The organism is Rhodoferax sp. GW821-FHT07F03 (genome assembly GCF_059418745.1).
In genome coordinates this window covers 250,464-269,336 of sequence record NZ_JBWKQM010000007.1, presented here as the reverse complement: position 1 = coordinate 269,336, position 18,873 = coordinate 250,464, and the positions used below count along the sequence as shown (strand labels likewise).

Below are 18,873 nucleotides of genomic sequence, written 5' to 3'. Positions count from 1 at the left end.
CAACCGCAGCAGAAGCCGCTGCAGCAACCCTCGGAGATATTTCAAGCATGTCCAGTGTTACGACCAAAGACGGCGTCCAGATCTTCTACAAAGATTGGGGCCCCAAAAGCGCGCAGCCGATCATGTTCCACCACGGTTGGCCATTGTCCAGCGACGATTGGGATGCGCAAATGCTGTTCTTCATACAGCATGGCTACCGCGTTGTCGCGCACGACCGGCGCGGCCACGGGCGCTCGGCGCAGGTGAGCGAGGGGCACGACATGGACCACTATGCTGCCGATGCCTTCGCGGTGGTGGAGGCGCTGGACCTGAAGAACGTGGTCCACATCGGTCACTCCACCGGCGGGGGCGAGGTCGCGCGCTACGTCGCCAAGCACGGCCAGCCCAGCGGCCGCACTGCCAAGGCTGTGTTGGTGAGCGCGGTCCCGCCATTGATGTTGAAGACGGCCAGCAATCCCGAGGGCCTGCCCATGGAAGTGTTCGACGGCTTCCGCAAGGGCGTGGCCGAGAACCGCGCACAGATGTTCATGGATGTGCCTGCAGGGCCGTTCTACGGCTTCAACCGCCCGGGGGCCAAGGTCTATCCGGGCGTGGTCCAGAACTGGTGGCGCCAAGGCATGATGGGCAGCGCCAAGGCGCACTACGAGGGTATCAAGGCCTTCTCGGAAACCGACCAAACCGAGGACTTGAAGGCGATCGCCGTGCCCACGCTGGTCCTGCACGGCGATGACGACCAGATCGTACCGATTGCGGACTCCGCCCTGAAGGCTGCCAAGCTCTTGAAGAACGGCACACTCAAGGTCTACCAAGGCTACCCACACGGCATGCTGACCACGCAGGCCGACGTGATCAATCCAGACTTGCTGGCTTTTGTGCAGTCGTGATACGCCAGGCGTCCCTGCCACCGGGGGCGCCCACATTGCCGGAGCAGGAGCACGAGGCGATTCTGCAGGCTTTGGTGGAGGCCCTGCTGGCGGCATTGGAGGCTCCGTATCCCATCGATAGCCCGTTCATTGGGCAATTGCTGCGGGCGCTGCAAACCCATGTGCTGGCGCAGGTGGGCACTGCCTACCTTGGCCGCATGCCGCAGCAGCAACGGGCTTTGCAGCACCGGCTGGCGCTGTCGGTGGTGTTGCTGCAGAGCGATATGTCGCTGGCCGACATTGCCGCCGCATGCGGCTTCAAGGACGTGCGCCATTTCTCGCGCAGTTTCCGTCGCGTGATGGGGGCTCCGCCGAGGTAGGCGATACCCATCAGCCGTGGCTGGTTGTATGGCCGCTCGTCACTAAAAAGTGCTACCGTGCAAATACCTATGCTTCTTGAACTCTCTTCCGGTCTGTTCACCCGCTTGGGCTCAAAGGCGCGCAATGCGGCTTGAGCATGCGCCCACTGTGCAGCCGCCGCTGGTACAAGCCAAGGACTCCCTGGGTTGCGTGGCCAGCCGGCTCCACCAGGACCAGGAGCTGGCCGGCGCGGGGGCGCGCTTCTACCGTAAACGCGTCGAAAACCCCGGCCTGAGCCCCGTCTTCACCCCGGCCAGCGACCGCGGCTACCTAGTAGGCATCTCGTTGAACGGGGGCCACCGCCGTCGCATCTTCCATGGGCACCATACCTCCTCGCACGAGTTTGAAGCCAGCGCGGTGTATGTGCGGAATTTTGCCGACGATTACCGGGCCGATCTGCAAGGGCCATTCGACTTTTTGCTGGTAGAGATTTCGCGTGAATTTTTCGACAGCGCTACCGATGAGCGCGACGGCCGGCGCGTCACCGGCCTGGAGTGTGTGACCGGCATGCACGACCCGGTGCTGGCCAACCTGGCCCGCGCCATGGCCCCCACGCTGGCGCGGCCGCATGAAGCCAGCACGCTGTTTGTGGACCAGATGAGTGTGGCCATAGGCACCTACCTGATTGAGCAGTACGGCGGTGCGGTGACGCGCCCGCTGCGCCCGAACCGGCGCTTGTCGCGGCAGCACGAGGCGCGCGCCAAGGAGATGCTGCTGGGCAGTCTGGACGGCAAGCTGTCGGTCAGCGACATCGCCCAGGCCTGCGGTTTGTCACGCAGCTATTTCATCCGCGCATTCCACGACACCCTGGGCCAGACGCCGCACCAGTGGCTGATGAAGCAGCGCGTGGACATGGCCTGCGAACTCCTCGCGCAAGGCGCACAGTCACTGGCCGATATTGCCGCTGGCTGCGGCTTTGCCGACCAGAGCCATTTCACCCGGGTCTTCACCCAACACATAGGCACGCCGCCGGGCACTTGGCGGCGGAGGCACGGTCAATCGCGCTTGCGATTGCCGGTTTTTTGCGCAGGGCGGACAACTTGGCGCGAAAATGCGGACGCTGGAATAAAAAGAGGTTAGATTGTCTCTACGCCACCGCAGCGGTGGTTCCAGTCTGTTAACGACGTTACCTTGGAAATCTTCATGGCAAAAACTTTGGCAAGCATTCAGCGTCAAATTGACAAACTTCAAAAAGAAGCAACTGCGATCCGTGCAAAAGAAGTCGGCGGCGTGATTGAGCGCATACAAAGTGCCATCGCCTTTTACGGCCTGACCGTGGACGATCTCTTTGGCGCCAAGTCTGCCGCCAAAACACGGGGTCGGCGCAAGGCCGCGGACCCGGCAGCAAAAGCGGCTGCCAAGCCCAAGGCCGAGCGTGTCATCAAGTACCGGGACGAAGCGGGCCATAGCTGGACCGGGCACGGCAAGCGCCCCGGCTGGTTCAAGGCCGCGCTGGAAAGCGGCAAGACGGCCGAAGACCTGCTGGTGAAGTCCTGATTCCACTGCCTGCACCTGCAGTTCTTTGGCGCAATGATTTATAAAAAATAAGACTCTGGCGCAGGTATCACTTGCGCTGGCAGCTCTTGTTTTTGTAGCGCCTGTGTGGATGGATGGGAGGCCGCATGGATGTAGTGCAGCAGATTTTGGACTTCAATGCAGGCCGCGAGCCCGAGCGCTTGCAGATCAAGTACGACAAGATGCAGGCCGATGCATTTGTCTTTCTGCGCGGTAGCTGCCATCTGTTCTACCAGCAGCTGGCGTGCAAGGGGGTGTTCAAGTCGGCGCCGCCGGTGTGGTCTTGCGGCGACCTGCATTTTGAGAACTTCGGCAGCTACAAAGGCGATAACCGGCTGGCTTATTTCGACATGAATGACTTCGACGAAGCCATTCTGGCGCCTGCCAGTTGGGACCTGGTGCGCATGCTGACCAGCCTGCAGGTGGGCGCACACAGTCTGGGCCTGCGTGCAGACGAGGCGCAGCAGCTGTGCGAGGGCTTTCTGCACAGCTACGTCAGCACCCTGTCGCAGGGCAAAGCCTATTGGGTGGAAACGCAAACTGCGCGCGGTCTGGTGGGCGACCTGCTGGACGGACTGCGTAATCGCCAGCGCCCGGAATTGCTGGATGCTTATGCCCCGGTGACCGGCAAGAAGCGCACATTCAAGGGTGGCCGCAAAAAGACCCTGCCCGCCAGCCGTGAGCAGCGGGCGCAGGTCAATGAGCAGATGGCCGCCTTCGCGGCGACCCAGGCCGAACCCCACTTCTACAAGGTGCTGGACGTGGCACGCCGTGTGGCCGGCACCGGCAGCCTGGGCGTGGAGCGCTACGCAGTGCTGGTGCAGGGCAAGGGTTCGCCAGACGGCAACTACCTGCTGGACCTGAAGCAGGCCCTGCCCTCGGCTCTGCAGGCGGTTGTGCCCTGTGCACAGCCGGCCTGGCCATCACAGGCGGCGCGCATTGTGGAACTGCAGCGGCGCGTGCAGGCGGTGTCCATGGCGTTTTTGCAGCCCGTGGTGCGGGGGCGCCGCTCCTATGTGCTGCGCGGGCTGCAGCCCACCGAAGACAGGGTCAGCCTGGACCGCGCCCGGCAGTCGCTGGCCGATATCCAGAAGGTGATGGCCACCATGGGCCAGATCGTGGCCTGGGGCCAGCTGCGTAGCGGTGGGCGGCAGGGTTCGGCCACGGCCGACGAACTCATCGCCTTTGCCCAGGGCCGCAAGTGGCAGACCAAGCTGCTGGAGGCCGCTGCGGACTGCAGCAAGCAGGTGGAGCACGACTACCAACGCTATGCCCAGGCCTATGCGGATGGCGCTTTCCGTGTATGGAAATAATGCTGCCGTCGCAGAAGATACCTGCGCAGGTTGCTATTTATTTGGTAGCAAATCTTATTTGACCTGCTGCTTTTCCAGCTTGCGCGCCAGGGTGCGGCGGTGCATGCCAAGGCGCCGTGCGGCCTCGGAGATGTTGAAGCCGGTTTCCGCCAGGGTCTGGTGGATGCGCTCCCACTCCAGGGTTTTCAGGGTGCTGGCGCGGTTGGTCAGCTGCACCTCGGCATTGCCGGCGGTGGACTCGAAGGCGGCCTCGATGTCGTCGGTGTTGGACGGCTTGGCCAGGTAGTGGCAGGCGCCCAGTTTGATGGCCTCCACTGCGGTGGCGATGCTGGCAAAGCCGGTCAGCACCACGATCAGCATGGTCGGGTCGTGGGTGGCCAGCATCTGTACGCAGGCGAGGCCGGAGGCATCGCCATTCAGCTTCAGGTCCACCACCGCATAGCCGGGGGTGTGGGTTTGCAGCAGGGTGCTGACCTCTTCCAGGCTGCTGGCCTGCCGTACCTGGTAGCCCCGGCGCTCGAAGGAGCGGCTGAGCGTGCGGGCAAAGGCGGCGTCGTCTTCGATGATCAGCAGCTGGCGCTCAGTGGACATGTGCGGCGCCCCCTTGCAATACGATGGACGAGAGCGGCAGGCGAATGCGGACTTCGGCACCACCTATCGATGGGTTGCTGGCCGACACCGTGCCGCCCAGGGTGCGTGCTACGTTGACCACCAGGAACAGGCCCAGGCCGCTGCCGGCGCGTCCTTTGGTGGACTGGTAGGGCTTGCCCACATGCTCCAGCATGGCCGGCGGGAAGCCGGGGCCGGCGTCGGTGACGCGCAGGGTCAGGGTCTCTTCATCGCAAGATGCTTCCAGACGCACCAGCCGGGGCGAGGCTTCAAAGGCGTTGTCCAGCACATTGCAAACCATTTGCTGGATGGTGGAGTCGGAAACCATGGGTAAGTCTTGCACCAACTGATTGTCGTAGACCAGGGCCGTGGCCGAGCGGGTGGCGCGCCATTCCCTTACCAGCTCGTCCAGAAAGGTGCAGATGGAGGTCTTCGCGGGCGCTTCGCCACGGGTCTCGCCGGCCGACAGCAGGATGCCGCTGACGATGCTTTTGCAGCGCTTTACCTGGGCCTGCATTTCGCCTACCTCTTGCAGCAGCTCCGGGTCGTTGGTGAAGGTGGGCATGCGCTTCCAGTCGCCCAGGATGACCGCCAGCGTGGCCAGCGGTGTGCCCAGTTCGTGCGCGGCGCCGGACGCCAGCAGGCCCATGCGCACGATGTGTTCTTCCTCGGCGGCGCGCTGGCGCAGGCTGGCCAGGCGCGCGTCACGCTGGCGCAGATTGCGCTCGATGCGGGTGATGAACACCACCAGCAGTATGGCGTTCAGCGCAAAGCAGACCAGCATGCCTTCCACGTAGGGGCTGTACAGACCCAGGTCGTGTGCCATGGGGAGCGGCAGGGGCTGGGCGAACACGGCCAGGCCCGCAAAGCAGGCCGCGGTAATCGCCACCATGGTCCAGGTGGCCCAGGTGCGCAGCAGCACAGCACCCAGCGTGACCTGCAGCAGATACAGAAAAGTAAACGGGTTGCTGACGCCGCCGCTGAGGTAGAGCTGGGCCGTCAGCGTACCCACATCAACCAGCAGGGAAATGAACAGCTCGCCGTTGGACACATCGCGGTGGGTACGCCAGTACAGCAGGCTGGTCAGGTTGAACAGCAGCAGGCAGGACAGCACGGCCAGCATGGGCTGCAGCGGCAGGTGGATGCCGAAGCCGTAGTGCACGATGGAGATGGTGGCCACCTGGCCGAACGCGGCAAACCAGCGCAGCTGTATCAGCTGCTGCATGTTCATGATGTCTGCGCTGTCGTCCAGTTCGGCGCTGCTGGCGGGACTGTTGCTGGTGGGGGCGGGCTTCATGGCGAGAGTCAGGATAGCGCAACACCCTTTGCTGCGCGCCGCAGCTTCCACTCTACGCGCCCCACGAACCAGCTGGCACCCGCCACCATCAAGGCCAGGGTGTACCAGGTGAGCGCGTACACCAGATGGCTGTTGTGGAAGGTGATGACCGTCAGCCCAGCCACCGGCAGGGTCGCAGCGCTGGCTGAGTCGCCAGGCTGGGCGTCCGCATCCACAAAATAAGGGGCGACCAGCGCCAGGCCACGGGCGGCTGCAAGCGCCTGTATATCGCGCGAGTACCAGCGGCCGTCAGCGGCATCGTTGCGGCGCAGAAAGCCACCGCCGGGCTCGGTCAGGCGCAGCAGCCCGGTGACTGTGGTGTTGCCCTGCGGCCCGGCATCGCGCCGGCTGGCGCGTTCGCGTGCCTCGGGCGGCACAAAGCCCCGGTTCACCAGAACCAGGCTGCCGTCGGCCAGCTGCAAAGGGGTCAGCACCCAGAAGCCGGTGCCTTGCACGGTGCTGGCCTGTACCAGGGTTTCCTTGTCGTGCAGGTAGCGGCCGCTTAGCGTCACGTGGCGGTATTCATCGGCGGCGGCATTGACCTGCGGCCATTGCGCCTGGCTGGGGGCTGGCGTGGGCGCGGCATGTACACGCTGTTCCACTCGGGCTATCAGGTCCAGCTTCCAGGCGCGGCGTTCGACCTGCCAGGTGCCCAGCGCCAGGAAGCCGACAAACAAAAAGGCCGCGCACAGTGCGAGCGCGGCCAGGGCCCCGGCAGGGCGCGGACCACGTCCGGGCGCTGCGGTGGTGTGTGTCGCCACGCTCAAGGCATGTTCTTCATTTCATGCGCGGAGACAGGCATCATGTTGTGGTTGAGGTGGTACATCACCCACAGCGAGCCAGCCAGCATGATGACCACGACCATGACGGTGAAGATCAGTGCCAGCAGCGTCCAGCCGCCTTCGGACTTGGTGTTCATGTGCAGGAAGTACACCATGTGCACCACGATCTGCACGGCGGCGAAACCCAGCACCACAAAGGCGGTGGTGGCGGGCTTGTCGAAGACCTTGGCCATCACCAGCCAGAACGGAATCGCCGTCAGGATGATGGACAGCACGAAGCCGGTCATATAGCCGCCAAAGGTGCTGTGGGCAGCGCCGTCGTCATGGCCGTGGCCATGGTCGTCTGCGCCGTGCGCGTGGCTATTGTGGCTATCGTTGTGTGCGCTCATGCCAGCACTCCCATCAGGTAGACAAAGGTAAATACGCCAATCCAGACCACGTCCAAGAAGTGCCAGAACATGGACAGACACATCAGGCGGCGGCGGTTGGCGGCGGTGAAGCCGTACTTGCCGACCTGCACCATCAGTGTGATCAGCCAGATGATGCCGAAGGTCACGTGCAAGCCGTGGGTGCTGACCAGCGTGAAGAACGAGGACAGGAAGGCACTGCGTTGCGGGCCCGCGCCTTCGTGGATCAGGTGCACAAATTCATACAGCTCCAGGCCGATGAAGACCGCGCCGAACAGGCCGGTGATGGCCAGCCAGCCCAGGGTGGCGCTGACCTTGTTCTTCTGCATCTCCAGCATGGCAAAGCCATAGGTGATGGAGGACAGCAGCAGCATGGAGGTGTTGACCGCCACCAGGGGCAGATCGAACAGCTCGGCGCCCGAAGGGCCGGCCGCGTAGCTGCGGCCCACTACCGCGTGCACGGCGAACAGGCAGGCGAAGATGAGACAGTCGCTCATCAGGTAGATCCAGAAGCCCAGCGCCGTGCTGTTCTCGACGTGGTGCTCGTTGGGCAGGTAGTAGCGGTATTTGTCCGACGCGCCTGCGGCGGAGGTGTGGGCGGTGGTGTTAGACATGTTGGGCAAGCAGACGGGTACGGACGGCTTCGGTACGGACGACTTCGTCCGCGCTGATGTGGTAGTCACGTTTGTAGTTGAAGGTATGCACGATCGTGGCGACCACCAGGGAGAGGAAGGCCAGGATGGCCAACGGCCACATATGCCAGATCGCCGCGAAGCCAAATACCGTGCTCAGGCCTGCCAGGATGGCGCCAGCGCCGGTGTTCTTGGGCATGTGGATGGCGATAAAGCCGTCCGTGGGGCGAACATAGCCGTTCTTTTTCATGTCCCACCAGGCGTCGTTGTCATGCACCACGGGGGTGAAGGCGAAGTTGTAGGCGGGCGGTGGCGAGGAGGTCGCCCATTCCAGCGTACGGCCTTGCCATGGGTCACCGGTGTGGTCGCGCAGCGATTCACGGCGGATGTAGCTGACGACCAGCTGGATCAGGAAGCAGCCAATGCCGATGGCGATCAGTGCCGCGCCGAAGGCAGCGATCTGGAACCAGATCTGCAACGAGGGGTCTTCAAAGTGGCTCATGCGGCGGGTCACGCCCATCAGGCCCAGCACATACAGCGGCATGAAGGCGAAGTAGAAGCCGATGAACCAGAACCAGAACGAGCACTTGCCCCAGAACGAATCCAGCTTGTAGCCGAAGGCCTTGGGGAACCAGTAGGTGATGCCGGCCATCAAGCCGAACAACACGCCACCGATGATCACGTTGTGGAAGTGGGCGATCAGGAACAAGCTGTTGTGCAGCACGAAGTCGGCTGGAGGCACCGCCAGCAGCACGCCGGTCATGCCCCCGATCACGAAGGTGATCATGAAGCCGATGGTCCACAGCATGGGGACTTCAAAGCGGATGCGACCACGGTACATGGTGAACAGCCAGTTGAAGATCTTCGCCCCGGTGGGGATGGAGATGATCATGGTCGTGATGCCGAAGAACGAGTTGACGCTGGCCCCCGAACCCATGGTGAAGAAGTGGTGCAGCCAGACCAGGTAGGACAGGATGGTGATCACGACCGTGGCATAGACCATGGAGGCGTAGCCGAACAGACGCTTGCTGCAGAAAGTGGCGACCACTTCGGAGAACACGCCGAACACCGGCAGCACCAGGATGTACACCTCGGGGTGGCCCCAGATCCAGATCAGGTTCACGTACATCATGGCGTTGCCGCCGAAGTCGTTGGTGAAGAAGTTGGTGCCGACATAGCGGTCCAGTGACAGCAGTGCCAGCACGGCGGTCAGGATGGGGAATGCGGCGACGATCAGCACGTTGGTGCACAGTGCGGTCCAGGTGAACACGGGCATGTTCATCATCTTCATGCCGGGTGCGCGCATCTTCACGATGGTGGCCAGCAGGTTGATACCCGATAGCAGCGTACCCACGCCGGCAATCTGCAGCGACCAGATGTAGTAATCCACCCCCACGTCGGGGCTATAGAGCAGGCCGGACAGCGGTGGGTAGGCCAGCCAGCCGGTGCGGGCGAATTCACCTACGAACAGCGACATCATCACCAGCACGGCACCGCTGGCCGTCATCCAGAAGCTGAAGTTGTTCAGGAACGGGAAGGCCACGTCGCGTGCGCCGATTTGCAGTGGCACCACGAAGTTCATCAGGCCGGTCACCAGGGGCATGGCCACGAAGAAGATCATGATCACGCCGTGGGCGGTGAACACCTGGTCGTAGTGGTGCGGCGGCAGGAAGCCGGCGTTGTCACCGAAAGACAAAGCCTGCTGTGCACGCATCATCACCGCGTCGGCAAAGCCGCGCAGCAGCATCACCAGGCCGAGGATGACGTACATGATGCCGATGCGTTTGTGGTCGATGCTGGTGAACCATTCGCGCCAGAGGTAGCCCCAGAGGCGGAAATAGGTCAGCGCGCCCAGCACTGCCACGCCACCGATCGCCACGGCGATGAAGGTGGCCAGCAGAATCGGCTCGTGGAATGGAATGGCGTCCCAGGTGAGACGGCCGAATATGAGCTTTGTTAGGTCGAGGTTGTCGAACATCGTGATTCCGGATGCCAAAAAATAAACGGCTCAGGCCGAAATGCCGGTATGAGCGGCGCGGAGAGAAAGAACTGGCTGGGCTATGCCTCAGATCGGCTGGGTCGCGGCGCTAGCCGTCGTGCCCAGAGGATCATTGACTGTGCACATGGCGCCCACGTATTTGCGGTTGGTGGCGTCCACACCAATGCGGCTACGGGTCGCGGCATCCATCGAGGCAATGTTGTACTTGCCTTCTGGGCCGGCCACGCCGCCCTGGGCATCGATGGCCATCATGTCCTTCATGCACATGCGGTTGCTTTCCACGCAGCGGTTCAGGATGGCGTCATACAGGTCTTCGGACACGGAGGCATAGCGGTGCACCGGGTCACGGTTGCTGGGTTGTTCCAACTTCAGGTAGGCGTCGCGGCCCAGCGCGCCACCGTCACCAGCCTTGGCGGTCTTGACCCACTGCTCGAAATCGGCCTCGTTCACGCCATGGAACTTGAAGCGCATGCCTGAAAAACCGGCACCGCTGTAGTTGGCCGAGAAGCCTTCGTATTCACCCGCCTTGTTGATCACGGCGTGCAGCTTGGTTTCCATGCCTGGCATGGCGTAGATCTGGCCGGCCAGCGCGGGCACGAAGAAGGAGTTCATCACCGAGGAGGCGGTGATCTTGAAGCTGATGGGGCGGTCTACCGGTGCCACCAGCTCGTTCACCACGGCAATACCTTGCTCGGGGTAGATGAAGAGCCACTTCCAGTCCAGTGCCACGACTTCCACCACCAGGGGTTTGGCGTCGGCGGGGATCACGCGGTCGGCGTCCAGGCGCTGCAGCGGGCGGTAGGGGTCCAGCGTGTGGGTGCTGATCCAGGTGATGGCGCCCAGGGCAATGATGATCAGCAGCGGTGCGCCCCAGATCATCAGTTCCAGCTTTGTGGAGTGGTGCCACTCGGGGTCGTAGGTGGCTTCGGTATTGCTTTTGCGGTAGCGCCAGGCAAACAACAGCGTCAGGATGATCACCGGGACGATGATCACCAGCATCAACAGGGTGGAGACGATGATCAGGTCCCGTTGCTGTACGGCGATGTCGCCGGACGGGCTCATGAGTACTGCTTTACATCCGGCCAGCAGAGCGATGGCCGGCAATAGAAGCAGTGCGCGGAGATTTTTGAGTGATGGCATGCCAGGCAGGTAGAAAAAGCGAGAACACAAAAGGGTTAAGTATTTTCCCTGATATATGGAGCCATGAACTGGGACATTTTGTCCTATGCCTGTGGCAACATGTCTCTCACGGCGCGATCTGGCTACACCCATCCTTTGCGCCGCTTCAATATAGCAAGGAGCAAGTATGGTGCCAAGCATCGCGCAAGAATATCCCTCCACGCCAATACGCACTTCGGAGTCGTCGGCCCATACTCTTGGCCCCGAAAATCAGGGACACGTGGCCCCCAGCGACATCGCTGTGGGTGTGGTGATAGGACGTACCTCCGAGTATTTCGACTTCTTTGTATACGGCCTGGCCTCGGTGCTGGTGTTCCCCTCGGTGTTCTTCCCGTTCGATGGACGGCTGGAAGGCACGCTGTATTCCTTCATCATCTTTTCCTTCGCATTCATTGCACGCCCCATAGGCTCGGCCCTGTTCATGGCCATCCAGCGGCGCTGGGGGCGTGGTGTCAAGCTGACCACGGCGCTGTTCCTGTTGGGTATCTCGACAGCGGGCATGGCGTTCTTGCCGGGCTATGCCAGCCTGGGCTTTACCGCCATCGTGATGCTGTCGGTGCTGCGCTTTTTGCAGGGCATTGCACTGGGTGGCTCCTGGGACGGTCTGCCCTCGCTGCTGGCGCTGAATGCACCGAAAAACCGCCGTGGCTGGTACGCCATGCTGGGCCAGCTGGGCGCGCCTATCGGCTTCATGGCCGCCAGTGGTTTGTATCTTTACCTGCATTCCAGCCTCTCATCGGTGGACTTCCTGGATTGGGGCTGGCGCTATCCCTTCTATGTGGCCTTTGCCATTAACGTGGTGGCCTTGTTTGCGCGCCTGCAACTGGTGGTGACCGATGAGTTCACCCGCCTGCTGGAAGACCGCGAGCTGGAACCTGCCGGCACCATTGAGCTGGTGCGAGCCGAAGGCTACAACGTGTTCCTGGGCGCGTTTGCTGCGCTGGCCAGCTACGCACTGTTCCACCTGGTGACGGTGTTCCCGCTGTCCTGGATCAACCTGCATGCCTCCCAGCCGGTGAACAGCGTGCTGCTGGTGCAGATCTTCGGCGGCGCCATTGGCATCGTCGGTGTGATCGCCTCGGGCTTGATCGCCGACCGTATCGGCCGGCGTAGCACGCTGGGTCTGCTGGCCTGCCTGATTGCGGTGTTCAGCGTGTTTGCACCCATTCTGCTGGACGGCGGCCCGGCCATGCAGGATGCCTTCATCCTGATCGGCTTTGCGCTGCTGGGCTTGTCGTATGGCCAGGCAGCAGGTGCTATGACCAGCAATTTCAGCGCTAAGTACCGCTACACCGGAGCGGCATTCACGACCGATATGGCTTGGCTGATCGGCGCCGCCTTTGCACCCCTGGTGGCGCTGGGCTTGTCGGCCCGCTTTGGCCTGGCCTATGTGAGTATTTACCTGCTGTCGGGCGCGATTTGCACCCTGGCCGCGTTGCGCGTCAACAGGGTGCTGGCCGACCGCGATTGAGGGGCATACGAACTGGGCGCCATCACTGCGCTCGGCTCAGGCATAAAAATAGCTGCTAACGCAGGAATTACCTGCACTAGCAGCTATATTTTTTGTAGCTCTAAAAATTAGGCCGCAGCGCTGGCGTAGTTCTGTGGAAACAGCTTGCGCTCAATCAGCTCGATCAGGATGTGCAGCACCTTGATATGCAGTTCCTGCACCCGGTCGGCGAACTGACCACCGGGTGTGCAGATATAGACCGTGCTCAGGGCCTCTAGTGCTTCGCTGCGCTTGCCACTGAGGATGATGACCTCCATGCCCAGTGCGCGGGCGGCGGCGGCGGCGCGTACCACGTTCTTGCTGGTGCCGCTGGTGCTCAGGGCCACCAGGCAGTCGCCGGGCCGGCCATGGGACTCGACATAGCGTGAAAACACCTGCTCGTAGCCCAGGTCATTGCCCACGCAGGTCATATGGCCGGCGTCGCTGATGGCGGTGGCGGCCAGGCCGGGGCGGTCCAGGCGGTAGCGGCCGGTCAGCTCCTCGGCGAAGTGCATGGCATCGCACATCGAGCCGCCATTACCGCAGGAATACACGCGGCCCTTGTTTTCGAACACGCGTATCAGCAACCGGGCCGCATCTTCGATGGTGGCCAGCGCCGCTGGGTTGCTCAGCAGTGCGGTTAGTGCTGCCTGGGCCTCGTTCAGGCTGGATGTGATGTGGTTTTGCATGGGCTCTCCGATGGTGGCGCTGGACTATACCGCTGGTGTGGCACTGCGTGGGAAGGCCCTACCAGACGGGTGGACGCATATGCCGTGTTGCAGTGCAAAAAAATGCGTACCAAATAGATCGAAGGACTGAATATTCTAAATATTTGAAAAATGTGCATGAAGCATGTGTTTTCAAGCGCGTTGCAGATGTAATTTGCAGACCACCTGCACGTCCAAATCTCCACAATCAAGCTTTTCAAAACCGTGTTCAAGGAGCTACGTCATGCATACAGCAGCAGGAGATTTATTCGACAACCCGATGGGCCTGATGGGCTTTGAATTCGTAGAGTTCGCCTCGCCCACACCGGGCCTGCTGGAGTCGGTGTTCGAGCACATGGGCTTTACGCTGGTGGCGACACACCGTTCCAAAGACGTGTTGCTGTACCGCCAGGGCGACATCAATTTCATCGTCAACCGCGAGCCCAAGAGCGTGGCTGGTTATTTCGCGGCGGAACATGGCCCCAGCGCCTGCGGCATGGCATTTCGCGTGAAGGATTCGCATCACGCCTACCGCCGTGCCTTGGAACTGGGCGCGCAGCCGATCGAAATTCCCACCGGCCCCATGGAGCTGAACCTGCCCGCCATCAAGGGCATAGGCGGCGCGCCTCTGTATCTGATTGACCGGTATGAAGACGGCAAGTCCATCTATGACATCGACTTCAACTTCATCGACGGCGTGGACCGCCACCCGGTGGGCCACGGCCTGAAGCTGATCGACCACCTCACGCACAACGTCTACCGTGGTCGCATGGCTTTCTGGGCCGATTTTTACGAGCGCCTGTTCAACTTTCGTGAGATACGCTTCTTCGACATCAAGGGCGAATACACCGGCCTGACCAGCAAGGCCCTGACTGCGCCGGACGGCAAGATCCGTATCCCGCTCAATGAAGAGTCGCGCCAGGGGGGCGGGCAGATTGAAGAATATTTGATGAAGTTCAACGGCGAAGGCATACAGCACATCGCCCTCATCTGCGACGACTTGCTGGCGGCCGTGGACAAACTGGCCTTGGCCGGCGTGCCGCTGATGACGGCGCCCAACAAGGTGTATTACGAAATGCTGGACAGCCGCCTGCCCGGCCACGGCCTGGACGTGGGCGCCTTGCAAACCCGGGGCATTCTGGTGGATGGCAGCACTGAGGGTGGGACTCCACGCCTGCTGCTGCAGATCTTTTCGCAGACCCAGCTGGGACCGGTGTTTTTTGAATTCATCCAGCGCCGGGGTGACGAGGGCTTTGGCGAAGGCAACTTCAAGGCCTTGTTCGAGTCGCTGGAGCGCGACCAGATTCGCCGCGGCGCGCTGGAAACCGCATGAAAGCCAGCCCTGACGCAAGTGCCGTGCACAAATTAGACCCGCAGACATTTGGCGAATGGCAGCCTGAATTCCAACATTGGCGCTTCAGTACCGAGCGTGGCGGCCTGATGGTGCGCGAGTTCGTCTTTGCGGACTTTGCTGCAGCTTTCGGATTCATGGCCCAGCTCTCTGTGGTGGCAGAGAAGCATGACCACCACCCGGAGTGGCGCAATGTGTACAACCGGGTGGAAATCACCCTCACCACGCACGACGTGCAAGGACTGTCGCAACGCGACCTGGCGCTGGCACGCCATGCGGATGCGGCCTACCTAGGCTTTAGCTCTCATCTACCAGCATGAACCCAACTTCGAATACCAAACATGGCTTGGCCGCAGGTGACGCCCACCCTCCCGAGCGGGCCGACTGGACCATAGACCAAGGCTGGGACAACTACAGTCCCGAAGAACACGCCACTTGGAAAACCCTTTACGAGCGCCAGACCCGGCTGTTGCCCGGCCGCGCCTGCGATGAGTTTGTGCAGGGCATGCGCGACCTGTCCATCGGCGCGGACCAGATACCCGATTTCCGGCGGCTCAGCGAAGTGCTGATGCAGCGTACCGGCTGGCAAGTGGTGGCGGTGCCCGGGCTGGTACCCGACGAGGTGTTCTTCGAACATCTGGCAAACCGGCGTTTCCCGGCGGGCCAGTTCATCCGCAAGCCGCACGAGCTGGACTATCTGGAAGAACCCGACGTGTTCCACGACGTGTTTGGCCATGTGCCCATGCTGATGAATCCCACGATTGCCGACTACATCCAGGCCTATGGTGTGGGCGGGCTGCGGGCGCAGAAGTTGGGCGTGCTGGACAAGCTGGCGCGCGTGTACTGGTATACGGTGGAGTTTGGCCTGGTGCAGCAAAAAGACGGTTTGCGCATTTATGGCGCGGGCATAGCGTCGTCTTCGTCGGAGAGCATTTTTTCGCTGGACAGTGCATCGCCTAACCGCGTGCGTTTTGATCTGCCGCGCGTCATGCGCACCCACTACCGCATCGACGATTTCCAGGAAACCTATTTCGTCATCCAAAATCTGGATGAACTGTTGGAGCTGGCCCACATCGACTTCGGCCCTTTGTACGCCCAGATACAAGGACTGCCCGAATGCCAACCGGGCCAGTTACTGGACGGCGACCTGGTGCTGACACATGGCACCGGCAGCTACCACCAGGCCAAACGAGGAGTGCACTGATATGCAGACATCCCGTAGCACCGTGATGGTGACCGGTGCCGCTGGCAACCTGGGGCGCGCCGTGGCGGATGTATTCGCCAACAGCGGCGCCAATCTGGTGCTGCTTGACGTGCGGCGCGAAGATCTGGAGTCGCGCTATGGCCTGGAGGGCGACGGCCGTCTGTTTGCGCCGGCCAATCTGCTGGACCTTGAGCAGGTGCAAACCGCCATGCAGGCCGCTATGGCCCGCTTTGGCCGGATTGATGTGCTGTGTAACCTGGCCGGCGGCTTTCGCATGGGCGACGCGGTGCATGCCACTCCAGCCAGTACATGGGACTTCGTGCAGGACATCAATATCCGTACGCTGCTGAATATGGCCCGCGCCGTGGTGCCGCATATGCTGGAGCAGGGTGGTGGCAAGATCGTCAATGTGGGTGCCTACGCTGCCCAGCGCGGAGCCGCCTACATGGGGGCTTACTGCAGCGCCAAAAGCGGTGTCATCCGCCTGACGGAAACCATGGCCGCAGAACTGCGCGAGCAGCACATCAATGTCAACTGCGTGCTGCCCACCATCCTCGACACCCCGGACAACCGGGCGGCGATGCCTGATGCAGATCCCACGCGCTGGGTGGCCCCCAAGGAGCTGGCCAGCGTGGTGGCTTTCCTGGCGTCGGACGCGGCCAGCGCGGTGCACGGAGCGGCCTTGCCCGTGACCGGATTGAGCTGAAGGCCTGCCATGTTCCAACATATCCCGGCCTTCGCGGGCGACCGCATCTTCAGTCTGAATGAAAGCTTCCAAAAGGACCCCAGACCCCACAAGGTGAATTTGTCGATAGGCATTTATTGCGACGAGGAAGGGCGCGTGCCGGCCCAGGACGCGGTGCACCAAGCCGAAACACAGATCGCGGCCGCCCGACGGCCCAAGCCCTATCTTCCTATGGAAGGGGCGGCCAACTTCCGCCACGCCATGCAGGCCTTGCTTTTCGGTGAGGGGCACGAAGCGCTGGCCAGTGGCCGGGTGGCCACCATCCAGACGGTGGGCTCCAGCGGCGGCCTCAAAGCGGGTGCCGAGTTCATTCGGCGATGGTTTCCGTCCAGCGGCGTGTGGCTGAGCGACCCCAGCTGGGACAACCACCACAGCCTGTTTGAAAGCGCGGGCATAGCGGTGGGCAGTTATCCCTATTACGACCCCGTAAACGGGCTACGCTTTGACGCCATGTCGGCCGCCTTGCGGTCGCTACCCCCTTTCAGTGTCGTGCTGCTGCATGCCTGCTGCCACAACCCCACCGGGGTGGATCTGAGCCCCGCCCAGTGGGAAGAACTGGTGCCGATCATCCAGACGCATCGCTTGATTCCATTTCTGGACCTGGCTTACCAGGGGTTTGGCGAGGGCATTGAAGAAGACGCGTTTGCCGTGCGGCTGCTGGCCCAGGCGGGCATCCCTTTTTTGGTGGCGAATACCTTGTCCAAAAGCATGGGTTTGTATGGCGAGCGTTGTGGGGCTCTCAGCGTGGTGTGCGCCGACGCGAAGCAGACTGACTGCGTGCTGGGGCAACTGAAGTTCACCGTGCGCCAAAACTACTTCAGTCCTCCGGCCCATGGTGGACAGATTGCGGCCCAAGTCCTCGGTGATCCGGGGCTGCGGGCTTCGTGGGCCTGTGAAGTGTCGGCCATGCGCGAGCGCATTCGGGGCCTGCGCGTGCAATTGCATGTTGCGCTGACCCGCAAGTTAGGTGGAGGGGATTTCGACTATCTGCTGCGCCAGCGCGGTATGTTCAGCTATACCAATCTGCGCGCGGAGCAAGTACAGCGTTTGCGTGAAGAACACGCCATCTACCTGGTGGATTCAGGCCGCTTGTGCATCTCGGGCTTGAATGCAGCCAACCTGGATCGGGTGGCTAGCGCGATAGCGGCCGTGCATCGAGGGGCAGTAAATCGGACATGGCAAAAAGAAACCCATAGGCGCGGCCTGATGCAGTCTGGCTGATCTTGGGCTTGTCGGGTACCGCTGGGTATCAGGGGACAGGCCCAAGACCGGCGTTTCAAACCGCATCCGGTCGCGCCCATTGCGGCTCCAGCGGGAGCCGCCGTGGCATCAATCGTTGCTGTCGTTGGAGAAGGTACGGACGGTGCTGTAGGCATTCACCACGCCAGGTACTTGGCTGGCTACATAGCGTGCCTTGGACTCTTCACGTGGGCCTTGGGTCCAGCCGTGCAGGGTCACCGTGCTGCCTTCGGCGGTCACGGTCACCTTCTTGGCAGCGTCGCCCATGCTGCTGTCCAGCGCGGATTGCACGGCACCGGCCAGGTCGGCAGTATTGGCGGCGGCATGGGCCGGCAGGAAGGCACCCGCAGCCAGTGCGAATAGGGCGGAAGCGGCAATGCGGTTGAAAGTGCGTGTCATGGTGGATCCTTGTGTTGTGGCACCGTTTTCAGTGCGATGGGGTGATCTTCCCAAGCCAGGCCGTGTTTTGTGTTGCGACAGCGCGCGAGCCGTATTACATCTGCAATCTAGGGTGAAACCCTAGGCATTTGAAATGCTATGAAATAGATAGCTATCAGCGCAGAGATTACCTGCGCTAGAGGCCTAAAAAGCCTATGAAACCAGATGCCCCAGCGGCAATACGCCATGGCCCTTCACTTCGCCCAATGAAAAGCTGGTGTGCAGGTCCTTCACATTGGGCAAATTCACCAGCACCTGCCGGGCGAACTGGCTGAAGGCATTCAGGTCGCGCGACACCACCTGCAGCTCGAAGGTGCCGGTGCCGCTGATGTAGTGGCAGGACACCACCTCGGGGATGTTGCGTATCGCCTCCTCCAGCCCTTGCAGCGCCGGGCCGCTGTTTTGCACCGCGTCCAGCCGCACAAAGGCCAGTACGTCCAGGCCGATCTTGTGGCGGTCGATCTCGGCGCGGTAGCCGCGGATATAGCCGGCCTCCTCTAGCGCCCGCACGCGCCGCCAGCAGGGTGCGGCCGACAAGCCCACGCGCTGGGCCAGCTCGGCATTGGTCAGCCGTGCATTGGCCTGCAAGGCATCGAGGATGGTGAGGTCAAACTTATCAAGCATGGATTCACTGTATCTGCGCAA

Annotated in this window: 21 protein-coding genes; 11 read left to right on the top strand and 10 right to left on the bottom strand. The window is 61.9% G+C overall.

Annotated elements, in window-relative coordinates; genetic code table 11:
• Window positions 1-47 precede the first annotated feature (47 nt).
• From AC07R0_RS12875 to AC07R0_RS12855, 5 genes are all read left to right on the top strand, one after another.
• Window positions 48-884: an alpha/beta fold hydrolase gene (locus AC07R0_RS12875; RefSeq protein WP_495105105.1), complete on the top strand. Its 837-nt coding sequence runs from the start codon at window positions 48-50 to the stop codon at window positions 882-884.
• On the top strand, window positions 881-1,243 hold the full coding sequence (locus AC07R0_RS12870; protein ID WP_495105104.1) for a helix-turn-helix domain-containing protein: 363 nt from the start codon (window positions 881-883) through the stop codon (window positions 1,241-1,243). Before AC07R0_RS12875 ends, AC07R0_RS12870 begins: the two co-directional genes overlap by 4 nt.
• A 124-nt stretch (window positions 1,244-1,367) precedes the next feature.
• A complete protein-coding gene (locus AC07R0_RS12865) occupies window positions 1,368-2,363 on the top strand; it encodes a helix-turn-helix domain-containing protein (RefSeq protein WP_495105103.1) in 996 nt (331 codons plus the stop codon).
• Between the two features lie 63 nt (window positions 2,364-2,426).
• Window positions 2,427-2,780, top strand: a complete 354-nt coding sequence (locus AC07R0_RS12860; RefSeq protein WP_495105102.1) for an H-NS histone family protein — start codon at window positions 2,427-2,429, stop codon at window positions 2,778-2,780.
• A 125-nt stretch (window positions 2,781-2,905) separates the two neighbouring features.
• On the top strand, window positions 2,906-4,111 hold the full coding sequence (locus tag AC07R0_RS12855; protein ID WP_495105101.1) for a DUF2252 domain-containing protein: 1,206 nt from the start codon (window positions 2,906-2,908) through the stop codon (window positions 4,109-4,111).
• 54 nt (window positions 4,112-4,165) lie between these two features.
• On the opposite strand, the gene AC07R0_RS12850 is transcribed toward AC07R0_RS12855, so the two are convergent.
• From AC07R0_RS12850 to cyoA, 7 genes are all read right to left on the bottom strand, one after another.
• A complete protein-coding gene (locus tag AC07R0_RS12850) occupies window positions 4,166-4,702 on the bottom strand; it encodes a response regulator transcription factor (RefSeq protein ID WP_495096334.1) in 537 nt (178 codons plus the stop codon).
• Entirely contained in the window at window positions 4,692-6,017 is a 1,326-nt protein-coding gene (locus tag AC07R0_RS12845) for an ATP-binding protein (RefSeq protein ID WP_495075591.1), read from the bottom strand. Before AC07R0_RS12845 ends, AC07R0_RS12850 begins: the two co-directional genes overlap by 11 nt.
• Before the next feature lie 8 nt (window positions 6,018-6,025).
• The gene (locus AC07R0_RS12840) at window positions 6,026-6,817 is read right to left on the bottom strand and encodes an SURF1 family protein (protein WP_495105100.1); all 792 of its coding nucleotides are present in this window, start codon (window positions 6,815-6,817) and stop codon (window positions 6,026-6,028) included.
• A gap of 2 nt (window positions 6,818-6,819) precedes the next feature.
• On the bottom strand, window positions 6,820-7,227 hold the full coding sequence (gene cyoD, locus AC07R0_RS12835) for a cytochrome o ubiquinol oxidase subunit IV (protein ID WP_495105099.1): 408 nt from the start codon (window positions 7,225-7,227) through the stop codon (window positions 6,820-6,822).
• Window positions 7,224-7,859 carry a cytochrome o ubiquinol oxidase subunit III gene (gene cyoC / locus AC07R0_RS12830; RefSeq protein WP_495075594.1) on the bottom strand — a complete coding sequence of 212 codons (636 nt, stop codon included), beginning with the start codon at window positions 7,857-7,859 and terminating at the stop codon, window positions 7,224-7,226. The genes cyoD and cyoC overlap by 4 nt, the downstream gene beginning before the upstream one ends.
• Window positions 7,852-9,855 carry a cytochrome o ubiquinol oxidase subunit I gene (cyoB, locus tag AC07R0_RS12825; RefSeq protein WP_495096331.1) on the bottom strand — a complete coding sequence of 668 codons (2,004 nt, stop codon included), beginning with the start codon at window positions 9,853-9,855 and terminating at the stop codon, window positions 7,852-7,854. The genes cyoC and cyoB overlap by 8 nt, the downstream gene beginning before the upstream one ends.
• Window positions 9,856-9,942: 87 nt before the next feature.
• Window positions 9,943-11,016 (bottom strand): ubiquinol oxidase subunit II, encoded by a 1,074-nt coding sequence (gene cyoA, locus AC07R0_RS12820; protein WP_495105098.1) that lies wholly within the window; start codon window positions 11,014-11,016, stop codon window positions 9,943-9,945.
• Between the two features lie 166 nt (window positions 11,017-11,182).
• On the opposite strand from cyoA, the gene AC07R0_RS12815 reads away from it, so the two are divergent.
• Complete coding sequence (locus AC07R0_RS12815) at window positions 11,183-12,526, top strand: MFS transporter (RefSeq protein ID WP_495096329.1); 1,344 nt, start codon at window positions 11,183-11,185, stop codon at window positions 12,524-12,526.
• Window positions 12,527-12,633: 107 nt separating this feature from the next.
• On the opposite strand, the gene AC07R0_RS12810 is transcribed toward AC07R0_RS12815, so the two are convergent.
• On the bottom strand, window positions 12,634-13,233 hold the full coding sequence (locus AC07R0_RS12810; protein ID WP_495096328.1) for an SIS domain-containing protein: 600 nt from the start codon (window positions 13,231-13,233) through the stop codon (window positions 12,634-12,636).
• 262 nt (window positions 13,234-13,495) lie between these two features.
• Between AC07R0_RS12810 and hppD the strand changes: the two genes are divergently transcribed.
• From hppD to AC07R0_RS12785, 5 genes are read left to right on the top strand one after another with little or no spacing between them, the layout of a single operon-like run.
• Entirely contained in the window at window positions 13,496-14,584 is a 1,089-nt protein-coding gene (gene hppD, locus AC07R0_RS12805) for a 4-hydroxyphenylpyruvate dioxygenase (RefSeq protein ID WP_495105097.1), read from the top strand.
• Window positions 14,581-14,922, top strand: coding sequence for a 4a-hydroxytetrahydrobiopterin dehydratase (locus tag AC07R0_RS12800; RefSeq protein WP_495105096.1), 342 nt, complete (start codon window positions 14,581-14,583; stop codon window positions 14,920-14,922). Before hppD ends, AC07R0_RS12800 begins: the two co-directional genes overlap by 4 nt.
• Window positions 14,919-15,806, top strand: coding sequence for a phenylalanine 4-monooxygenase (phhA, locus tag AC07R0_RS12795; protein WP_495105095.1), 888 nt, complete (start codon window positions 14,919-14,921; stop codon window positions 15,804-15,806). Before AC07R0_RS12800 ends, phhA begins: the two co-directional genes overlap by 4 nt.
• Window position 15,807: 1 nt before the next feature.
• Window positions 15,808-16,512 (top strand): SDR family oxidoreductase, encoded by a 705-nt coding sequence (locus AC07R0_RS12790; RefSeq protein WP_495105094.1) that lies wholly within the window; start codon window positions 15,808-15,810, stop codon window positions 16,510-16,512.
• A gap of 9 nt (window positions 16,513-16,521) precedes the next feature.
• Window positions 16,522-17,772 carry an amino acid aminotransferase gene (locus AC07R0_RS12785; protein WP_495105093.1) on the top strand — a complete coding sequence of 417 codons (1,251 nt, stop codon included), beginning with the start codon at window positions 16,522-16,524 and terminating at the stop codon, window positions 17,770-17,772.
• Window positions 17,773-17,880: 108 nt separating this feature from the next.
• Here AC07R0_RS12785 and AC07R0_RS12780 read toward each other — a convergent pair whose 3' ends face one another.
• Both AC07R0_RS12780 and AC07R0_RS12775 read right to left on the bottom strand, forming a co-directional pair.
• Entirely contained in the window at window positions 17,881-18,189 is a 309-nt protein-coding gene (locus tag AC07R0_RS12780; protein ID WP_495075604.1) for a BON domain-containing protein, read from the bottom strand.
• Window positions 18,190-18,381: 192 nt separating this feature from the next.
• Window positions 18,382-18,852 carry an Lrp/AsnC family transcriptional regulator gene (locus AC07R0_RS12775; RefSeq protein ID WP_495105092.1) on the bottom strand — a complete coding sequence of 157 codons (471 nt, stop codon included), beginning with the start codon at window positions 18,850-18,852 and terminating at the stop codon, window positions 18,382-18,384.
• Between the last annotated feature and the right edge of the window lie 21 nt (window positions 18,853-18,873).

Bases quoted from the DNA above. Each gene is read 5' to 3' on its own strand.
- AC07R0_RS12785 (WP_495105093.1), top strand. From the start codon at position 16,522: ATGTTCCAACATATCCCGGCCTTCGCGGGCGACCGCATCTTCAGTCTG.
- AC07R0_RS12855 (WP_495105101.1), top strand. From the start codon at position 2,906: ATGGATGTAGTGCAGCAGATTTTGGACTTCAATGCAGGCCGCGAGCCC.
- AC07R0_RS12875 (WP_495105105.1), top strand. From the start codon at position 48: ATGTCCAGTGTTACGACCAAAGACGGCGTCCAGATCTTCTACAAAGAT.
- AC07R0_RS12850 (WP_495096334.1), bottom strand. From the start codon at position 4,702: ATGTCCACTGAGCGCCAGCTGCTGATCATCGAAGACGACGCCGCCTTT.
- AC07R0_RS12865 (WP_495105103.1), top strand. From the start codon at position 1,368: ATGCGGCTTGAGCATGCGCCCACTGTGCAGCCGCCGCTGGTACAAGCC.
- phhA (WP_495105095.1), top strand. From the start codon at position 14,919: ATGAACCCAACTTCGAATACCAAACATGGCTTGGCCGCAGGTGACGCC.
- AC07R0_RS12790 (WP_495105094.1), top strand. From the start codon at position 15,808: ATGCAGACATCCCGTAGCACCGTGATGGTGACCGGTGCCGCTGGCAAC.
- cyoB (WP_495096331.1), bottom strand. From the start codon at position 9,855: ATGTTCGACAACCTCGACCTAACAAAGCTCATATTCGGCCGTCTCACC.
- AC07R0_RS12815 (WP_495096329.1), top strand. From the start codon at position 11,183: ATGGTGCCAAGCATCGCGCAAGAATATCCCTCCACGCCAATACGCACT.
- cyoD (WP_495105099.1), bottom strand. From the start codon at position 7,227: ATGAGCGCACACAACGATAGCCACAATAGCCACGCGCACGGCGCAGAC.
- AC07R0_RS12845 (WP_495075591.1), bottom strand. From the start codon at position 6,017: ATGAAGCCCGCCCCCACCAGCAACAGTCCCGCCAGCAGCGCCGAACTG.
- AC07R0_RS12800 (WP_495105096.1), top strand. From the start codon at position 14,581: ATGAAAGCCAGCCCTGACGCAAGTGCCGTGCACAAATTAGACCCGCAG.
- AC07R0_RS12860 (WP_495105102.1), top strand. From the start codon at position 2,427: ATGGCAAAAACTTTGGCAAGCATTCAGCGTCAAATTGACAAACTTCAA.
- AC07R0_RS12810 (WP_495096328.1), bottom strand. From the start codon at position 13,233: ATGCAAAACCACATCACATCCAGCCTGAACGAGGCCCAGGCAGCACTA.
- cyoA (WP_495105098.1), bottom strand. From the start codon at position 11,016: ATGCCATCACTCAAAAATCTCCGCGCACTGCTTCTATTGCCGGCCATC.
- hppD (WP_495105097.1), top strand. From the start codon at position 13,496: ATGCATACAGCAGCAGGAGATTTATTCGACAACCCGATGGGCCTGATG.
- AC07R0_RS12775 (WP_495105092.1), bottom strand. From the start codon at position 18,852: ATGCTTGATAAGTTTGACCTCACCATCCTCGATGCCTTGCAGGCCAAT.
- cyoC (WP_495075594.1), bottom strand. From the start codon at position 7,859: ATGTCTAACACCACCGCCCACACCTCCGCCGCAGGCGCGTCGGACAAA.
- AC07R0_RS12780 (WP_495075604.1), bottom strand. From the start codon at position 18,189: ATGACACGCACTTTCAACCGCATTGCCGCTTCCGCCCTATTCGCACTG.